12 protein-coding genes are annotated in these 14,788 nt (G+C 69.2%); 8 read left to right on the top strand and 4 right to left on the bottom strand.

Annotated features, from left to right (window positions below; genetic code table 11):
* Window positions 1-33 precede the first annotated feature (33 nt).
* Together ACFWP7_RS34360 and ACFWP7_RS34365 are read right to left on the bottom strand one after the other, a co-directional pair.
* Window positions 34-3,243 (bottom strand): SCO5717 family growth-regulating ATPase, encoded by a 3,210-nt coding sequence (locus ACFWP7_RS34360; RefSeq protein ID WP_384389751.1) that lies wholly within the window; start codon window positions 3,241-3,243, stop codon window positions 34-36.
* A 442-nt stretch (window positions 3,244-3,685) separates the two neighbouring features.
* A complete protein-coding gene (locus ACFWP7_RS34365; RefSeq protein ID WP_384389754.1) occupies window positions 3,686-3,982 on the bottom strand; it encodes a DUF397 domain-containing protein in 297 nt (98 codons plus the stop codon).
* A gap of 265 nt (window positions 3,983-4,247) precedes the next feature.
* Here ACFWP7_RS34365 and rpsO point away from each other — a divergent pair, with 265 nt between their 5' ends.
* The 5 genes from rpsO (at window position 4,248) to ACFWP7_RS34390 (ending at window position 9,826) form a co-directional block, all read left to right on the top strand.
* Window positions 4,248-4,535 carry a 30S ribosomal protein S15 gene (rpsO, locus tag ACFWP7_RS34370; protein WP_019075416.1) on the top strand — a complete coding sequence of 96 codons (288 nt, stop codon included), beginning with the start codon at window positions 4,248-4,250 and terminating at the stop codon, window positions 4,533-4,535.
* A 370-nt stretch (window positions 4,536-4,905) separates the two neighbouring features.
* Entirely contained in the window at window positions 4,906-7,122 is a 2,217-nt protein-coding gene (locus ACFWP7_RS34375) for a polyribonucleotide nucleotidyltransferase (RefSeq protein ID WP_384389757.1), read from the top strand.
* On the top strand, window positions 7,119-8,498 hold the full coding sequence (locus tag ACFWP7_RS34380) for a M16 family metallopeptidase (protein ID WP_384389760.1): 1,380 nt from the start codon (window positions 7,119-7,121) through the stop codon (window positions 8,496-8,498). The genes ACFWP7_RS34375 and ACFWP7_RS34380 overlap by 4 nt, the downstream gene beginning before the upstream one ends.
* A gap of 114 nt (window positions 8,499-8,612) precedes the next feature.
* On the top strand, window positions 8,613-9,365 hold the full coding sequence (gene dapB / locus ACFWP7_RS34385) for a 4-hydroxy-tetrahydrodipicolinate reductase (RefSeq protein WP_384389762.1): 753 nt from the start codon (window positions 8,613-8,615) through the stop codon (window positions 9,363-9,365).
* A gap of 5 nt (window positions 9,366-9,370) precedes the next feature.
* Window positions 9,371-9,826 (top strand): hypothetical protein, encoded by a 456-nt coding sequence (locus ACFWP7_RS34390; RefSeq protein WP_384389765.1) that lies wholly within the window; start codon window positions 9,371-9,373, stop codon window positions 9,824-9,826.
* A 97-nt stretch (window positions 9,827-9,923) separates the two neighbouring features.
* Here ACFWP7_RS34390 and ACFWP7_RS34395 read toward each other — a convergent pair whose 3' ends face one another.
* Both ACFWP7_RS34395 and ACFWP7_RS34400 read right to left on the bottom strand, forming a co-directional pair.
* On the bottom strand, window positions 9,924-10,481 hold the full coding sequence (locus tag ACFWP7_RS34395) for a hypothetical protein (protein WP_384389768.1): 558 nt from the start codon (window positions 10,479-10,481) through the stop codon (window positions 9,924-9,926).
* A gap of 94 nt (window positions 10,482-10,575) precedes the next feature.
* Complete coding sequence (locus ACFWP7_RS34400) at window positions 10,576-10,830, bottom strand: hypothetical protein (RefSeq protein WP_384389771.1); 255 nt, start codon at window positions 10,828-10,830, stop codon at window positions 10,576-10,578.
* A gap of 202 nt (window positions 10,831-11,032) precedes the next feature.
* On the opposite strand from ACFWP7_RS34400, the gene thyX reads away from it, so the two are divergent.
* The 3 genes from thyX to ACFWP7_RS34415 all read left to right on the top strand — a co-directional run bounded on the left by thyX (window position 11,033) and on the right by ACFWP7_RS34415 (window position 14,705).
* The gene (thyX, locus tag ACFWP7_RS34405; protein ID WP_384389774.1) at window positions 11,033-11,773 is read left to right on the top strand and encodes an FAD-dependent thymidylate synthase; all 741 of its coding nucleotides are present in this window, start codon (window positions 11,033-11,035) and stop codon (window positions 11,771-11,773) included.
* A 210-nt stretch (window positions 11,774-11,983) separates the two neighbouring features.
* Window positions 11,984-12,883: a 4-hydroxy-tetrahydrodipicolinate synthase gene (gene dapA, locus ACFWP7_RS34410; RefSeq protein ID WP_384389777.1), complete on the top strand. Its 900-nt coding sequence runs from the start codon at window positions 11,984-11,986 to the stop codon at window positions 12,881-12,883.
* 136 nt (window positions 12,884-13,019) lie between these two features.
* Window positions 13,020-14,705: a ribonuclease J gene (locus ACFWP7_RS34415; RefSeq protein ID WP_384389780.1), complete on the top strand. Its 1,686-nt coding sequence runs from the start codon at window positions 13,020-13,022 to the stop codon at window positions 14,703-14,705.
* Window positions 14,706-14,788: the final 83 nt, after the last annotated feature.

Genomic DNA, 14,788 nt, shown 5'->3' on the forward strand with positions numbered 1-14,788 from the left:
CGTGAAGCGGTCCCTCGAAAGGGTCCGATCGGGTTACTGCTGAGGCGGCGCCGGCGGCTGGAAGGGCTGGCCGGGCTGGGGCGGATACGGCTGGCCCGGTTGCTGCGGGTAGCCCTGTCCCGGTTGCTGGGGGTAGGGCTGACCGGGCTGCGGCGGGTACGGCTGCTGGGGGGCCTGCCCTGGTGCCGGTGCCGGCTGTCCGGGGTACGGCTGGCCCGGATACTGCTGGTACTGCTGACCGGGCAGCGGCGGCGCGGCCACCGGCGGCGGGTTGCCGTCCGAGGTCCAGAGCCCGTGCGACTGCTGGTGGCGCGCGATGTCCTCGGCCACCATCGCAGAGAGGTCGAAGTACGCCTCCCGCACCTTCGGCCGCATCATGTCGAGGTCGACCTCCGCGCCCGCGGACAGGTGCTCGTCGAAGGGCACGACGACGACACCGCGGCAGCGTGTCTCGAAGTGGCTGACGATGTCATCCACCTTGATCATTTTTCCGGTCTCGCGTACCCCGGAAATGACGGTGATGGACCGCGAGACGAGATCCGCGTACCCGTGCGCCGACAGCCAGTCAAGCGTCGTACTGGCGCTGCTCGCACCGTCGACCGACGGCGTCGAGATGATGATGAGCTGGTCGGCGAGGTCCAGCACACCGCGCATCGCGCTGTACAGCAGTCCCGTGCCCGAGTCGGTCAGGATGATCGGGTACTGCTTGCCCAGTACGCCGATCGCGCGCCGGTAGTCCTCGTCGTTGAACGTGGTCGACACCGCAGGGTCGACGTCATTGGCGATGATCTCCAGGCCGGACGCGGCCTGGGATGTGAACCGCCGGATGTCCATGTACGAGTTGAGGTGCGGGATCGCCTGGACGAGGTCACGAATGGTGGCCCCGGTCTCGCGGCGCACACGGCGCCCGAGCGTACCCGCGTCCGGGTTGGCGTCGATCGCGAGGATCTTGTCCTGCCGCTCGGTGGCGAGCGTCGAACCGAGCGCGGTGGTCGTGGTCGTCTTGCCCACGCCGCCCTTGAGGCTGATGACGGCGATCCGGTAGCACGACAGCACCGGCGTACGGATCAGGTCCAGCTTCCGCTGGCGCTCCGCCTCCTCCTTCTTCCCGCCGAGCTTGAATCGCGACGAGGCGGCAGCCGGGCGTCCGCTCCTGGCCTTCTGCTTCTTGTTGTTGAGCAGCCGGTCGGAGGAGAGCTCCACCGCCGCGGTGTAACCGAGAGGGGCGGCACCGGGATTGATGGGCTGGCGCTGGTCGTGCTGCACCGGCTGCGGCCAGGCGGCCCCGGCTCGCGGGTCGACAGGCGCGTGCGCCTGCGCGGCGGGCGGAACAGGGGGACCTTGCGGGGGCTGTACGTCGTACTGCTGCGGTACGGGCGGGTGGCCCGGCTGCGGTTGGGGCTGCCCCTGCTGGGGATACGGCGGGGCCGCTTGCGCCGGCGGGAGCGGATCGGCCGGCGGCGCGGGCTGGTTGGGGAAGCCGTAACCGGCCTGGGGCGCGGGGGTGTTGGGAACCTGTGGTGCGGGGGGCTGGTGCGGGAAGCCGTATCCCGGCTGCGGAACCGCGGGTGCTCCCTGGGGAGGGAAGCCGTAACCGGGCACTGGGGCGGGCGGGTTGAGCGCGGGCGCAGGCGGGGTGGGCGCCGCTGGTGCCGGTGCCGGTGCTGGCACCGGCGCGGGGGCGCCGGGTTGCGGGAAGCCGTAGCTGCCCTGCGGGGTGGGGCTTGGGGCCGGAACGCTGGGCTGCGGGAACCCGTAGCTTCCCTGCGGTTGCGGTTGCGGTTGCGGTTGCGGTTGAAGCTGTGGCTGTGGCTGTGGGTGGGGCGCTTGCGCCGGAGCGGCAGCTGCCGGCGATGGCGGTGCCACGACCGGGGACGGAACCTGCGGCGGCGCCGGAACCGGGTTCTCGAAGGCGGGCGGGTACACCGGTGCGGGCGCTTGCGCCGGGTCGGCGGAAACGGGTACACCGGGGGAGGGCCACGCCGGCGGCGCCGCGGGCGGCTGTGTCTGGAAGGGCCGGCCTGGTGCCGGGGCCGGTGCCGGCGGCTGGAACGGCTGACCCGGTGCGGGCGCGGGCGGCTGCGCCCGCGGCGGGTCCTGTACGTGTCCGGCCTCGGCCGCCACTGGTTCAGTGGACGCGGGCCACTCCGCCGCGGGAGCGGGCGCCGCAGGATGATAGGCGGGCGGCAACGGCGGCAGCCCACTCTGAGGAAGCGGCGGCGGAGCCCACGCGGGGGGAGCGTCCTGCGCGGAGCCTTCCCCGCTCGACCCGGCCCCGGCGACCACGTCCTGATGCTCGGCGTCCTGCGGCAGCGCGTCATTGACGTCGTCCTGCCGCGGCTCGGCGTCACCGGCCTCGTCGGCCGCTTCGACTGTGTCGGCCGATGCGGAGCCCCGCAGTTCCACGACCTCGCCGCCGCCGCCGTCGGAGGAGTCCAACTCGGCGTCAGCCGGTGCTTCGTCCTGTACGACGTCTACGTCTGCGGCCGCGTCACTGCCGTCGCCCGAGCCGTCGGACTGGTCAACAGCTGCCGCCGTAGCGGTATCGGCATCCGTAGCCCTCGGCGTCGCCCGTTCCGCGACCTCACGCTTCACAGCCCGAGCGGAGATCCGCATGGTCGCGCCGCTCTCCAGATCCCCGTCGCCGGTCTCCCCATCGTCGGAAGCGGCGACACGCGCGGCCGGAGGTGTGGCGGGCCCCGACTGGAGCGGCAGATTCGGCAGCGCGGTCGGACCGCCCGCGAGGGGACTCACCACCACCACCGGCGGCACGGAAGACGTTCCCCAAGCCGATGATTCCGGCGCGGCCGCGGCGTCGGAACCCGCCGAGGACGAAGCCTCCGCGTCGGGAACCTCCGAAGTGCCTGGAGTATCCGAGTCCTCGGAGACCTCCGAAGCGACCGAGACCTCGGAGGCGACCGAGACCTCGGAGGCGTCCGAGACCTCCGAAGCGACCGAGACCTCAGAGGCGTCGGAGCTGCCAGAACTCCCTGAGTCCTCCGGGGCGCCCAAGGCCTCCGGCCCTCCCGAATCCTCCGAGTCTCCCGAGTCCTCCGGTTCCGCCGCCGGCTTCGACTCCGAAGCTCCGTCCCTCGAACTCCCCGAGGCGTTCTGCGTGTACCAGGCCGGCGGTGCGTAGTCGATGGTGAACTCGCCCGTCGTCTCGACGGCGGACTCCGCGTCGGAGTGGTCATCGCCGGGCGTGGCCCAGCCCCCGCGGATGCCGTCCCGATCGCTGTTCACAATTCCTCCTGGTGTGGTCGAGCCCCCTGATGCGGCGCGGTGCCGGGGCGGGACGTGGTCGATCCGTCCACGGGCTCTGGCGTCCCGCCGGTCCCAGCCTAATCACCACCACTGTCAATAGGGCAGGCCCGTCCGCCCCACCGCGGCTGCCCGCTACGTCACACCCTGCCCAGAAGTGGCGTACGCACGTGCACTATTGACCAGCAAAGCGGACAAACGGTGTCATCGAGGTGATCGTGCCGAGAGTGAGCCGCGGCCTGCCCTCCCCTTGTACCCCGTCCGTGCCGGGTACTTGGGCGGTTGGCGAGATCCTCGTGAAGAGGTGTGCGCGGCAGCCCATGAAGAGATGCACGGCCAGGCACACAAACACGAAAAGGCGGCCGACGCAGCGCCCCGCCGCATCGACCGCCGCGCCCTACCACTCCGCTGCGAGCCGCCCGCCCTACTCCGCCGCCGCTCCGCCGTTGTGCGGCGCCGGCTCCAGGTCGAACTCCCCGTCCCGGGCCCCGAGCACAAAGGCCCGCCACTCCGCCTCCGTGTACCGCAGGACCGTGTCGGGGTCGAGGGAGGAACGCATGGCCACCGCGCCCTCGGGCAGGTACGCGATCTCCACCCGCTCCTCGTGCTCCTCCGTGCCCGGCGCGCTCAGCCACTCGACGCCCGAGATGTCGAGGGCGTAGAGCTCGTCCTTCTCCCGCTCCTTGCGCGCCTTGACGTCCTTGTCCGCTTCCTCGGCCATGTTCCGGCGGCCCCTTCCCCACATACGAAAGACCTGTCCGCTCACCCTAGTGGCCTGGTCCTCGCCGTACGGGCGGGTTCGGGGACCGGGTAAGGCGGGTCCTTGCGGGCTGGTAACCTGTGAAACGGCCGTTTGTGTACGCACCCCCGGAGCTCACCGCTCCGGAGGCCGCGCCCAGCGGATCCCGCCTCCCGAGTATCGGAAGATCCCCTGAGATGTGGACCAGGGGCACTCGGTGGCACATCACAGACTACGAGGAGTACGCGTGTCGCTCGACGCCGCAACGAAGAAGCAGCTCATCACCGAGTTCGGTCAGAAGGAGGGCGACACCGGCTCCCCCGAGGTCCAGGTCGCCATGCTCTCGCGCCGTATCTCGGACCTGACCGAGCACCTCAAGACCCACAAGCACGACCACCACTCCCGCCGTGGTCTGCTGATCCTGGTCGGTCAGCGTCGCCGCCTGCTGCAGTACCTGGCCAAGAAGGACATCCAGCGCTTCCGTGCGCTGGTCGACCGCCTGGGCATCCGCCGCGGTGCGGCGGGCGCCAAGTAAGACGCCGTGAGAGGGAGCGGTTCCCACCATTCAGGGGGCCGCTCCCTTTTGCTGTACGTGCTCTAGGTGCGGAGTGTCACCGACGCTTTGTACTGTGGTAGCACAACGCAGGACACAGTAGGTACGACAGAAGTACGTAGGAACACAGCGTGATGACGCCCCGCCCGCCGGGCAGCGCGCCGTCACGACACTGAACGAGGAGAAGCGCACCTCGCCGCCGCCGGTCCTCGGTAGTGGCCCCCGGGGAAACACGAACCCGGGTGCTTCGATCGAAGACCGGCCAGCACCAGAAGGAGCGCTTCTCCGCCGCTGTCCCTCTGCCACACGGGCAGGATGGGGCGAAAGACGAAAAGTATCGGAGAAAACGCTAGTGGAGAACGAGACCCACTACGCCGAGGCCGTTATCGACAACGGATCCTTCGGCACCCGCACCATCCGCTTCGAGACGGGCCGGCTGGCCAGGCAGGCCGCCGGATCCGCCGTCGCCTACCTGGACGACGACACCATGGTGCTGTCGGCCACCACCGCCTCCAAGAAGCCCAAGGAAAATCTCGACTTCTTCCCCCTCACGGTGGACGTCGAGGAGCGGATGTACGCCGCCGGCAAGATCCCCGGCAGCTTCTTCCGCCGTGAGGGCCGTCCCTCCGAGGACGCCATCCTCACCTGTCGCCTGATCGACCGCCCGCTGCGTCCGTCCTTCAAGAAGGGCCTGCGCAACGAGATCCAGGTCGTCGCGACGATCATGGCGCTCAACCCCGACCACCTGTACGACGTCGTGGCGATCAACGCCGCCTCCGCGTCCACGCAGCTGGCCGGTCTGCCCTTCTCCGGCCCGATCGGCGGCGTCCGCGTCGCGCTGATCAACGGCCAGTGGGTCGCGTTCCCGACGCACACCGAGCTCGAGGACGCCGTCTTCGACATGGTCGTCGCGGGCCGCGCCCTGGAGGACGGCGACGTCGCGATCATGATGGTCGAGGCCGAGGCCACCGAGAAGACCATCCAGCTGATCGCGGGCGGCGCCGAGGCGCCGACCGAGGAGGTCGTCGCCGCCGGTCTGGACGCCGCGAAGCCCTTCATCAAGGTGCTCTGCAGGGCCCAGGCCGACCTCGCCGCGAAGGCCGCCAAGCCCACCGGCGAGTTCCCGGTCTTCCTCGACTACCAGGACGACGTCCTGGAGGCCCTGACCGCCGCGGTCAAGAGCGAGCTCTCCCAGGCGCTCACCATCGCCGGCAAGCAGGACCGCGAGGCCGAGCTGGACCGCATCAAGGAGATCGCCGCCGAGAAGCTGCTCCCGCAGTTCGAGGGCCGCGAGAAGGAGATCTCCGCCGCGTACCGCTCGCTGACCAAGTCCCTGGTGCGCGAGCGCGTCATCAAGGACAAGGTCCGCATCGACGGCCGAGGCGTCACGGACATCCGTACGCTCGCCGCCGAGGTCGAGGCCATCCCGCGCGTGCACGGCTCGGCGCTGTTCGAGCGTGGCGAGACCCAGATCCTGGGCGTCACCACCCTCAACATGCTCCGCATGGAGCAGCAGCTGGACACCCTCTCCCCGGTGACCCGCAAGCGCTACATGCACAACTACAACTTCCCGCCGTACTCCGTCGGTGAGACCGGCCGCGTCGGTTCCCCGAAGCGCCGCGAGATCGGCCACGGCGCGCTCGCCGAGCGCGCGATCGTGCCGGTCCTGCCGTCGCGCGAGGACTTCCCGTACGCGATCCGTCAGGTGTCCGAGGCCCTCGGCTCCAACGGCTCGACGTCCATGGGCTCGGTCTGCGCCTCCACCATGTCGCTGCTGAACGCCGGTGTGCCCCTCAAGGCCGCCGTCGCCGGTATCGCCATGGGTCTGATCTCCCAGGAGATCGACGGCCAGACGCACTACGTCGCCCTCACCGACATCCTCGGTGCGGAGGACGCCTTCGGTGACATGGACTTCAAGGTCGCCGGCACCAAGGAGTTCGTGACCGCCCTCCAGCTCGACACCAAGCTGGACGGCATCCCGGCCTCCGTCCTGGCCGCGGCTCTCAAGCAGGCCCGCGACGCCCGCCTCCACATCCTCGACGTGATGATGGAAGCGATCGACACGCCGGACGAGATGTCCCCGAACGCCCCGCGGATCATCACGGTCAAGATCCCCGTGGACAAGATCGGTGAGGTCATCGGCCCGAAGGGCAAGATGATCAACCAGATCCAGGAGGACACCGGCGCCGACATCACGATCGAGGACGACGGCACCATCTACATCGGTGCCCAGCAGGGCTCGCAGGCCGAGGCCGCGCGCGCCACGATCAACGCGATCGCCAACCCGACCATGCCGGAGGTCGGAGAGCGCTACCTGGGTACGGTCGTCAAGACCACCACCTTCGGTGCGTTCGTGTCGCTGCTCCCGGGCAAGGACGGACTGCTGCACATCTCGCAGATCCGCAAGCTCGCCGGCGGCAAGCGCGTGGAGAACGTCGAGGACGTGCTCGCCGTGGGCTCCAAGGTCCAGGTCGAGATCGCCGAGATCGACTCCCGCGGCAAGCTCTCCCTGATCCCTGTGGTCGAGGGCGAAGAGGGCGACGACAAGAAGGACGACACCGACCAGTGACGTCCACCAGCTCCACGGCGACGGCCCGCACCACAACCCAGGCGCCGGCCCTCGCCCCGACCCCAAACCACATCAAGGGCGAGAACGGCATCGGTACGGTCCGCAAGACCACCCTCCCCGGCGGCCTGCGCATCGTCACCGAAACCCTCCCCTCCGTTCGCTCCGCCACCTTCGGTATCTGGGCGCACGTCGGTTCCCGCGACGAGACCCCGACACTGAACGGCGCGACGCACTACCTGGAACACCTGCTCTTCAAGGGCACCCGGCGCAGGTCCGCCCTGGACATCTCCTCCGCCATCGACGCGGTCGGCGGCGAGATGAACGCGTTCACGGCGAAGGAGTACACCTGCTACTACGCGCGCGTGCTCGACACCGACCTCCCGCTCGCCATCGACGTCGTGTGCGACATGCTCACCGGCTCGCTGATCGAGCAGGCGGACGTCGACGCCGAGCGCGGTGTGATCCTCGAAGAGATCGCGATGACCGAGGACGACCCGGGCGACTGTGTGCACGACCTGTTCGCGCACACCATGCTCGGCGACACCCCCCTCGGCCGCCCGGTCCTCGGCACGGTCGACACGGTCAACGCCCTCGGCGCCGACCGCATCCGCCGCTTCTACAAGAAGCACTACGACCCGACGCACCTCGTAGTGGCCTGTGCGGGCAACGTCGACCACAACAAGGTCGTACGCCAGGTCCGCGCCGCCTTCGAGCAGGCGGGCGCTCTCAAGGGCCCCGACGCCACGCCCTTCGCCCCGCGGGAAGGCAGCCGCGCCATCCGCACCGCGGGCCGCGTCGAACTGCTCGGCCGCAAGACCGAGCAGGCCCATGTCGTCCTCGGCATGCCGGGCCTGGCCCGCACCGACGAGCGTCGCTGGGCGCTCGGCGTGCTGAACACCGCCCTCGGCGGCGGCATGTCCTCCCGCCTCTTCCAGGAGGTCCGCGAGAAGCGCGGCCTGGCCTACAGCGTGTACTCGTACACCTCGGGCTTCGCCGACTGCGGCCTCTTCGGCGTGTACGCGGGCTGTCGCCCGAGCCAGGTCCACGACGTGCTCAAGATCTGCCGCGACGAGCTCGACCACGTCGCCGAGCACGGCCTCTCGGACGACGAGATCGGCCGCGCCATCGGCCAGCTCCAGGGCTCCACCGTCCTCGGCCTCGAGGACACCGGCGCGCTGATGAACCGTATCGGCAAGAGCGAACTGTGCTGGGGCGAGCAGATGTCCGTCGACGACATGCTGGTCCGGATCGCATCGGTCACCCCGGACGAGGTCCGCTCGGTCGCGCACGACATCCTGGGACAGCGGCCCTCGCTGTCGGTCATCGGCCCCCTCAAGGACAAGCAGGCAACCCGTCTGCACGAAGCGGTCGCGTAAGCCCTCGGCCGGTGGCGTAAGCCCTCGGCCGGTGGCGTAAGCCCTCGGCTGGTGGCATAGGTCCTCGGCCCGTCGTGTAAGTCCTCGACTGTCCTCGACTAAGGAAGCAGGAAGATGAGCAAGCTGCGCGTGGCGGTCCTCGGTGCCAAGGGCCGTATCGGAGCCGAGGCGGTACGAGCCGTCGAGGCCGCCGAGGACCTGGAGCTGGTGGCCGCGCTCGGCCGGGGCGACAAGCTGGAGACGCTGACCGAGACCGGCGCCCAGGTCGCCGTCGAACTGACCACGCCTGCCTCGGTGATGGACAACCTCGACTTCTGCGTACGGCACGGCATCCACGCAGTCGTCGGCACGACGGGCTGGACCGACGAGCGCCTCACGCAGTTGCGGACCTGGCTGTCCGGCTCCCCGGAGACCGGCGTGCTCATCGCGCCCAACTTCTCCATCGGCGCCGTACTGACCATGAAGTTCGCCGAGGTCGCCGCGCCGTACTTCGAGTCCGTCGAGGTCATCGAACTGCACCACCCGAACAAGGTGGACGCTCCCAGTGGCACCGCCACGCGCACCGCCCAGCTCATCGCCGCGGCCCGGGAACGCGCGGGCAGTACCCCGCAGCCCGACGCCACGGCGACCGCCCTGGACGGCGCCCGCGGCGCGAACGTCGACGGGGTGCCCGTGCACTCCGTACGCCTCCGTGGCCTCCTCGCCCACCAGGAGGTCCTGCTCGGTGGCGAGGGCGAGACCCTCACCATCCGTCACGACTCCCTCCACCACAGCAGCTTCATGCCGGGCATCCTGCTCGGCGCCCGCCGCGTGGTGACCACCCCGGGTCTCACCTTCGGCCTGGAACACTTCCTGGACCTGAACTAGAAGCCATGCGCGCGAAGCTCACATACGCCATCACGGCGGCCGTCCTGGTCGCCTACTTCGTGCTGGTCGGCTGGCGCGGACTCCTGCTCATCCAGGCCGGCACGCTCCTCACCGTCACCTTCGGTGTCGCGGTGCTGATCCTGCCGGTCATCGGCGTCTGGTTCCTCTGGAAGAACACCCAGTTCGTCCGCAGAGCCAACCGCCTCGCCGCCGAGCTCGACGCCGAAGGCGGCCTGCCCGTCGACGAGTTGAAGCGCACGGCGGGCGGCCGCATCGACCGCGACTCGGCCGACGAGGTCTTCGCCAAGCGCAAGGCCGAGACCGAAGACGCCCCGGACGACTGGCGCAGCTGGTTCCGCCTCGCGATCGCCTACCACGACGCCCGCGACACCCCGCGTGCCCGCAAGGCGATGCAGCGAGCGATCGCACTGCACGAGGGCAGGCCACCGGTGGAAGCCTGAGTGCCACGACGACCGGTGGAAGCCTGAGAGCCACGACGAAGGGGCCGGCCCGCGGTGTGCGGACCGGCCCCTCCTCAATTCCCGTCGGCGCTGAGCCTCAGGCCCGCCGGTACTCGTCCGCCCACACCTCGATGGCGTCCGCCGCCCGGTCGAAGGCCTCCACACGGGCCAGAAAGTCCGTGCCGTGCGAGGTCAGCAGCGGCGGCAGGTCGTTGGGCGCACGATTCCTGCGTACGAGGGTCAGTGCCTGCCCCTGAACGGTGCGCGGCAGCCCGAGCCAGCGCACCGGCTGCTGCACCGTCCGTACCGCGACGACCTGCGCCCAGGGTGTCGTACTCGTACGGAGGAAGCTCACCCGGCGCAGCCCCTGGGCGCTCACCCAGACGCCCACCCGCAGCAGTCGCAGCGCGCAGAGTATGGCGAGCGCGGCCCCGCCGAGGCAGGCCGCGGCGCCGGCCGGAGTCCCGGTGACCGCGATGATGACCGCGGCGAAGAGTACGTACGAGGCCAGCAGCAGGACGAGCGCGGCCGCGCCCACCCGCCACGGCCCGGGCCGGTAGGGACGCCGCCAGTGGTCGCGGTCGTCGAACGGCAGCGCGAGGTCGTCCGCCACCTCGTCAAAAGCGCGGTCCGCCGTCAGGAAGGGCAGGGGCACGATTGGTCCTCACTCAATCCACGCATGGGCTGGCTGTGCCCGGTGAGGTTATCGAGCCGGGTCCCCGCTCACCACACTTGGGGGTCCGGATGAGTCAGTGGCCGTGCGACGCCTCGGACTGCTGAGTCGTCGCGGACGTCTGATCCGCGGACGACTTGTCCAAGGACAATGCGGGCATTCCGATGATCAGGGCGCCCGCGAGCCCCGCGATCACAGTGAGTCCTATCAGCCATCGGCCGGCCAACTGACTGGCGGACGGACGCTCACGGGGTGGGGGAGTGACATTGCTGCGGAACTGGTCTGCTTCGGCGAGGAAGGCAAAGGGAACGGGCTCGCGCCGACGGAGCATGGGGACTGCTTCTCCTCTGGGGACTCGAACGAATCGTTGTCACCAATACAGACGAGCGAACGCCCCAATCGGTGCCCGGTTTCGCCGAATTCGCAGAAGTTCGCGGACTAATGTCGCGGCACGCCACCGAACGCCCTGTTGTCGGTGCCGGGCCGTAGAGTGGGCGCCGCCCGAGCCTGTGATGGGAAGGACCCTCTCCACCGTGACCGACACCCCCGCCGACGACCTCAAGCCCAGCTTCCGCAGCGATGTCACCGTCGAGCTGGTCAAGCACACCGCGTCCGACTCGGATGTGCTGTTCGCCGCCCGCGTCTCGACGCTCGGCGAGCAGTCGCTGGACGAGCTGAAAAAAGACCCGGAGCGCTCAAAGGGCCTGCTCAACTATCTGATGCGGGACCGGCACGGCAGCCCCTTCGAGCACAACTCGATGACGTTCCTCATCAGCGCCCCGATCTTCGTCTTCCGCGAGTTCATGCGCCACCGTGTCGGCTGGTCGTACAACGAGGAGTCGGGCCGGTACAGGGAGCTCCAGCCGGTCTTCTACGTCCCGGGCGAGTCCCGCAAGCTGATCCAGGAGGGCCGCCCCGGCAAGTACGTCTTCGTCGAGGGCACCCCCGCGCAGCAGGAGCTCACCGGCCGCGTCATGGAGGACTCATACCGTCAGGCGTACGAGGCGTACCAGGAAATGCTCACCGCCGGTGTAGCCCGAGAGGTCGCCCGTGCGGTCCTCCCGGTGGGCCTCTTCTCCTCGATGTACGCCACGTGCAACGCCCGCTCGCTGATGCACTTCCTGGGCCTGCGCACCCAGCACGAGCTGGCCAAGGTCCCGTCCTTCCCGCAGCGCGAGATCGAGATGGTCGGGGAGAAGATGGAAGCGGAGTGGGCGAAGCTGATGCCGCTCACGTATGCGGCCTTCAACGCCAACGGGCGCGTGGCGCCGTAGCGCGCTTCCGCACGCCTTCCGGCACAGATGTGCGGATGGACCGTGCGAAGTGTCCGTATTGCGGCATTTCGAGAAGTTCATCTAGCCTGATCAAACGGACCCGGCACTGCTTGAACCCCCGAGCAGGCAGTGCCGGGCTCCACCTTTGTCACGACTTGTCGCCTGCCCCTAGGGCAGACCCCGCCCTGAGCAGCGAGTAGCGTATTACCCATGGCTCCGACCTCCACTCCGCAGACCCCCTTCGGGCGGGTTCTCACCGCCATGGTCACGCCCTTCACGGCGGACGGCGCGCTCGACCTCGACGGCGCGCAGCGGCTCGCAACCCATCTGGTGGACGCAGGCAACGACGGCCTGGTCATCAACGGCACCACCGGCGAGTCCCCGACCACCAGCGACGCGGAGAAGGCGGATCTCGTACGAGCCGTACTGGAGGCGGTCGGCGACCGTGCCCACATCGTCGCCGGCGTCGGCACGAATGACACCCACCGCAGCATCGAGCTCGCCCGAGCCGCCGCGAAGACCGGCGCGCACGGCTTGCTGACCGTCACGCCGTACTACAACAAGCCCCCGCAGGAGGGCCTGTACCGGCACTTCTCAGCCATCGCCGACGCCACCGAACTACCGGTGATGCTTTACGACATCCCCGGCCGCAGCGGCGTACCGATCAGCACCGAAACCCTGGTGCGCCTCGCCGAGCACCCCCGTATCGTCGCCAACAAGGACGCCAAGGGAGACCTCGGCCGAGCCAGCTGGGCCATCGCCCGCTCCGGCCTCGCCTGGTACTCCGGCGACGACATGCTGAACCTGCCGCTGCTCTCCGTGGGCGCCGTCGGCTTCGTCTCCGTCGTCGGCCACGTCGTCACGCCGGAGCTGCGCGCCCTGGTGGACGCCTTCGCGAGCGGCGACGTCCACAAGGCCACCGAGATCCACCAGAAGCTGCTTCCCATCTTCACCGGCATGTTCCGCACCCAGGGCGTCATGACGACCAAGGCCGCGCTCGCCCTCCAGGGCCTGCCCGCCGGACCGCTGCGCGCCCCGATGGTCGAGCTGTCGCCCGAGGAGACTGCCCAGCTCAAGATCGATCTTGCCGCCGGCGGGGTACAGCTCTAACTACAGACTTCACAACTGAATACGTACGACAACGCAGGCCACGAGCCTGCAGCCCACACGACAACTGCTACTGCACGAACGTCACGCGCGCCACGTGCCTTGCCAGGTACGTGGCGCGTGTGGTGAGGAGAGTCTTTTGAGTCATCCGCATCCTGAACTCGGCGCCCCGCCGAAGCTCCCGAAGGGCGGCCTGCGGGTCACCCCGCTCGGCGGCCTCGGTGAAATCGGCCGGAACATGACGGTCTTCGAGTACGGCGGTCGTCTGCTGATCGTCGACTGCGGAGTGCTCTTCCCCGAAGAGGAGCAGCCCGGAATCGACCTGATCCTGCCGGACTTCACGTCCATCAGGGACCGCCTCGACGACATCGAGGGCATCGTCCTCACGCATGGCCACGAGGACCACATCGGCGGCGTCCCCTTCCTCCTGCGGGAGAAGCCGGACATCCCGCTGATCGGCTCCAAGCTGACCCTCGCTCTCATCGAGGCGAAGCTCCAGGAGCACCGCATCCGCCCCTACACGCTCGAAGTCGCGGAGGGCCACCGCGAACGCATCGGCCCCTTCGACTGCGAGTTCGTCGCGGTCAACCACTCCATCCCGGACGCCCTCGCGGTCGCCATCCGCACCCCCGCGGGCATGGTGGTCCACACCGGCGACTTCAAGATGGACCAGCTCCCGCTGGACGGCCGCCTCACGGACCTGCACGCCTTCGCACGGCTGAGCGAGGAAGGCATCGACCTTCTCCTCTCGGACTCGACGAACGCCGAGGTCCCGGGCTTCGTCCCGCCCGAGCGCGACATCTCGAACGTGCTGCGCCAGGTCTTCGCCGGCGCCAGTAAGCGAATCATCGTGGCGAGCTTCGCCAGCCATGTGCACCGCATCCAGCAGGTCCTGGACGCCGCCCACGAGAACGGCCGCAGGGTCGCTTTCGTCGGCCGCTCGATGGTCCGCAACATGGGCATCGCGAGGGACCTGGGCTACCTGAAGGTCCCGCCGGGCCTCGTCGTCGACGTCAAGACGCTCGATGACCTGCCCGACAGCGAGATCGTGCTGGTCTGTACGGGATCCCAGGGCGAGCCGATGGCGGCGCTGTCCCGGATGGCCAACCGCGACCACCAGATCCGCATCGTCCAGGGCGACACGGTGATCCTCGCGTCGTCCCTCATCCCGGGCAACGAGAACGCGGTCTACCGCGTCATCAACGGCCTGACCCGCTGGGGCGCGAACGTCGTCCACAAGGGCAACGCCAAGGTGCACGTCTCCGGCCACGCCTCCGCGGGCGAACTCGTGTACTTCTACAACATCTGCAGGCCGAAGAACCTGATGCCGGTCCACGGCGAATGGCGCCACCTACGAGCCAACGCCGAGCTGGGCGCCCTCACCGGTGTCCCACACGACCGCATCGTGATCGCCGAGGACGGCGTCGTCGTCGACCTCATCGGTGGCAAGGCCAAGATCTCCGGCAAGGTCCAGGCGGGATATGTGTACGTCGACGGCCTCTCGGTCGGCGACGTGGGCGAGCCCGCCCTGAAGGACCGGCGCATCCTCGGCGACGAGGGCATCATCTCGGTCTTCGTGGTGATGGACGCCAGCACCGGCAAGATCACCGGCGGCCCGCATGTCCAGGCCCGCGGCTCGGGTATCGACGACTCGGCCTTCACGGACGTGATCCCGAAGGTCAGGGAAGTCCTGGAGAGGTCGGCACAGGACGGCGTCGTCGAGCCCCACCAGATGCAGCAGCTCATCCGCCGCACGCTGGGCAAGTGGGTCTCGGACAACTACCGCCGACGCCCGATGATCCTCCCGGTCGTCGTCGAGGTCTGACCCTCGCACGAGCTCAACCAGGAGCGGGGCGGGGCGGGGTAGGAGAACGGGGCCCCCCCCCCCACCAAATTAACAGACAAGAA

This window comes from Streptomyces sp. NPDC058470 (assembly GCF_042721055.1).
Taxonomy (GTDB): domain Bacteria; phylum Actinomycetota; class Actinomycetes; order Streptomycetales; family Streptomycetaceae; genus Streptomyces.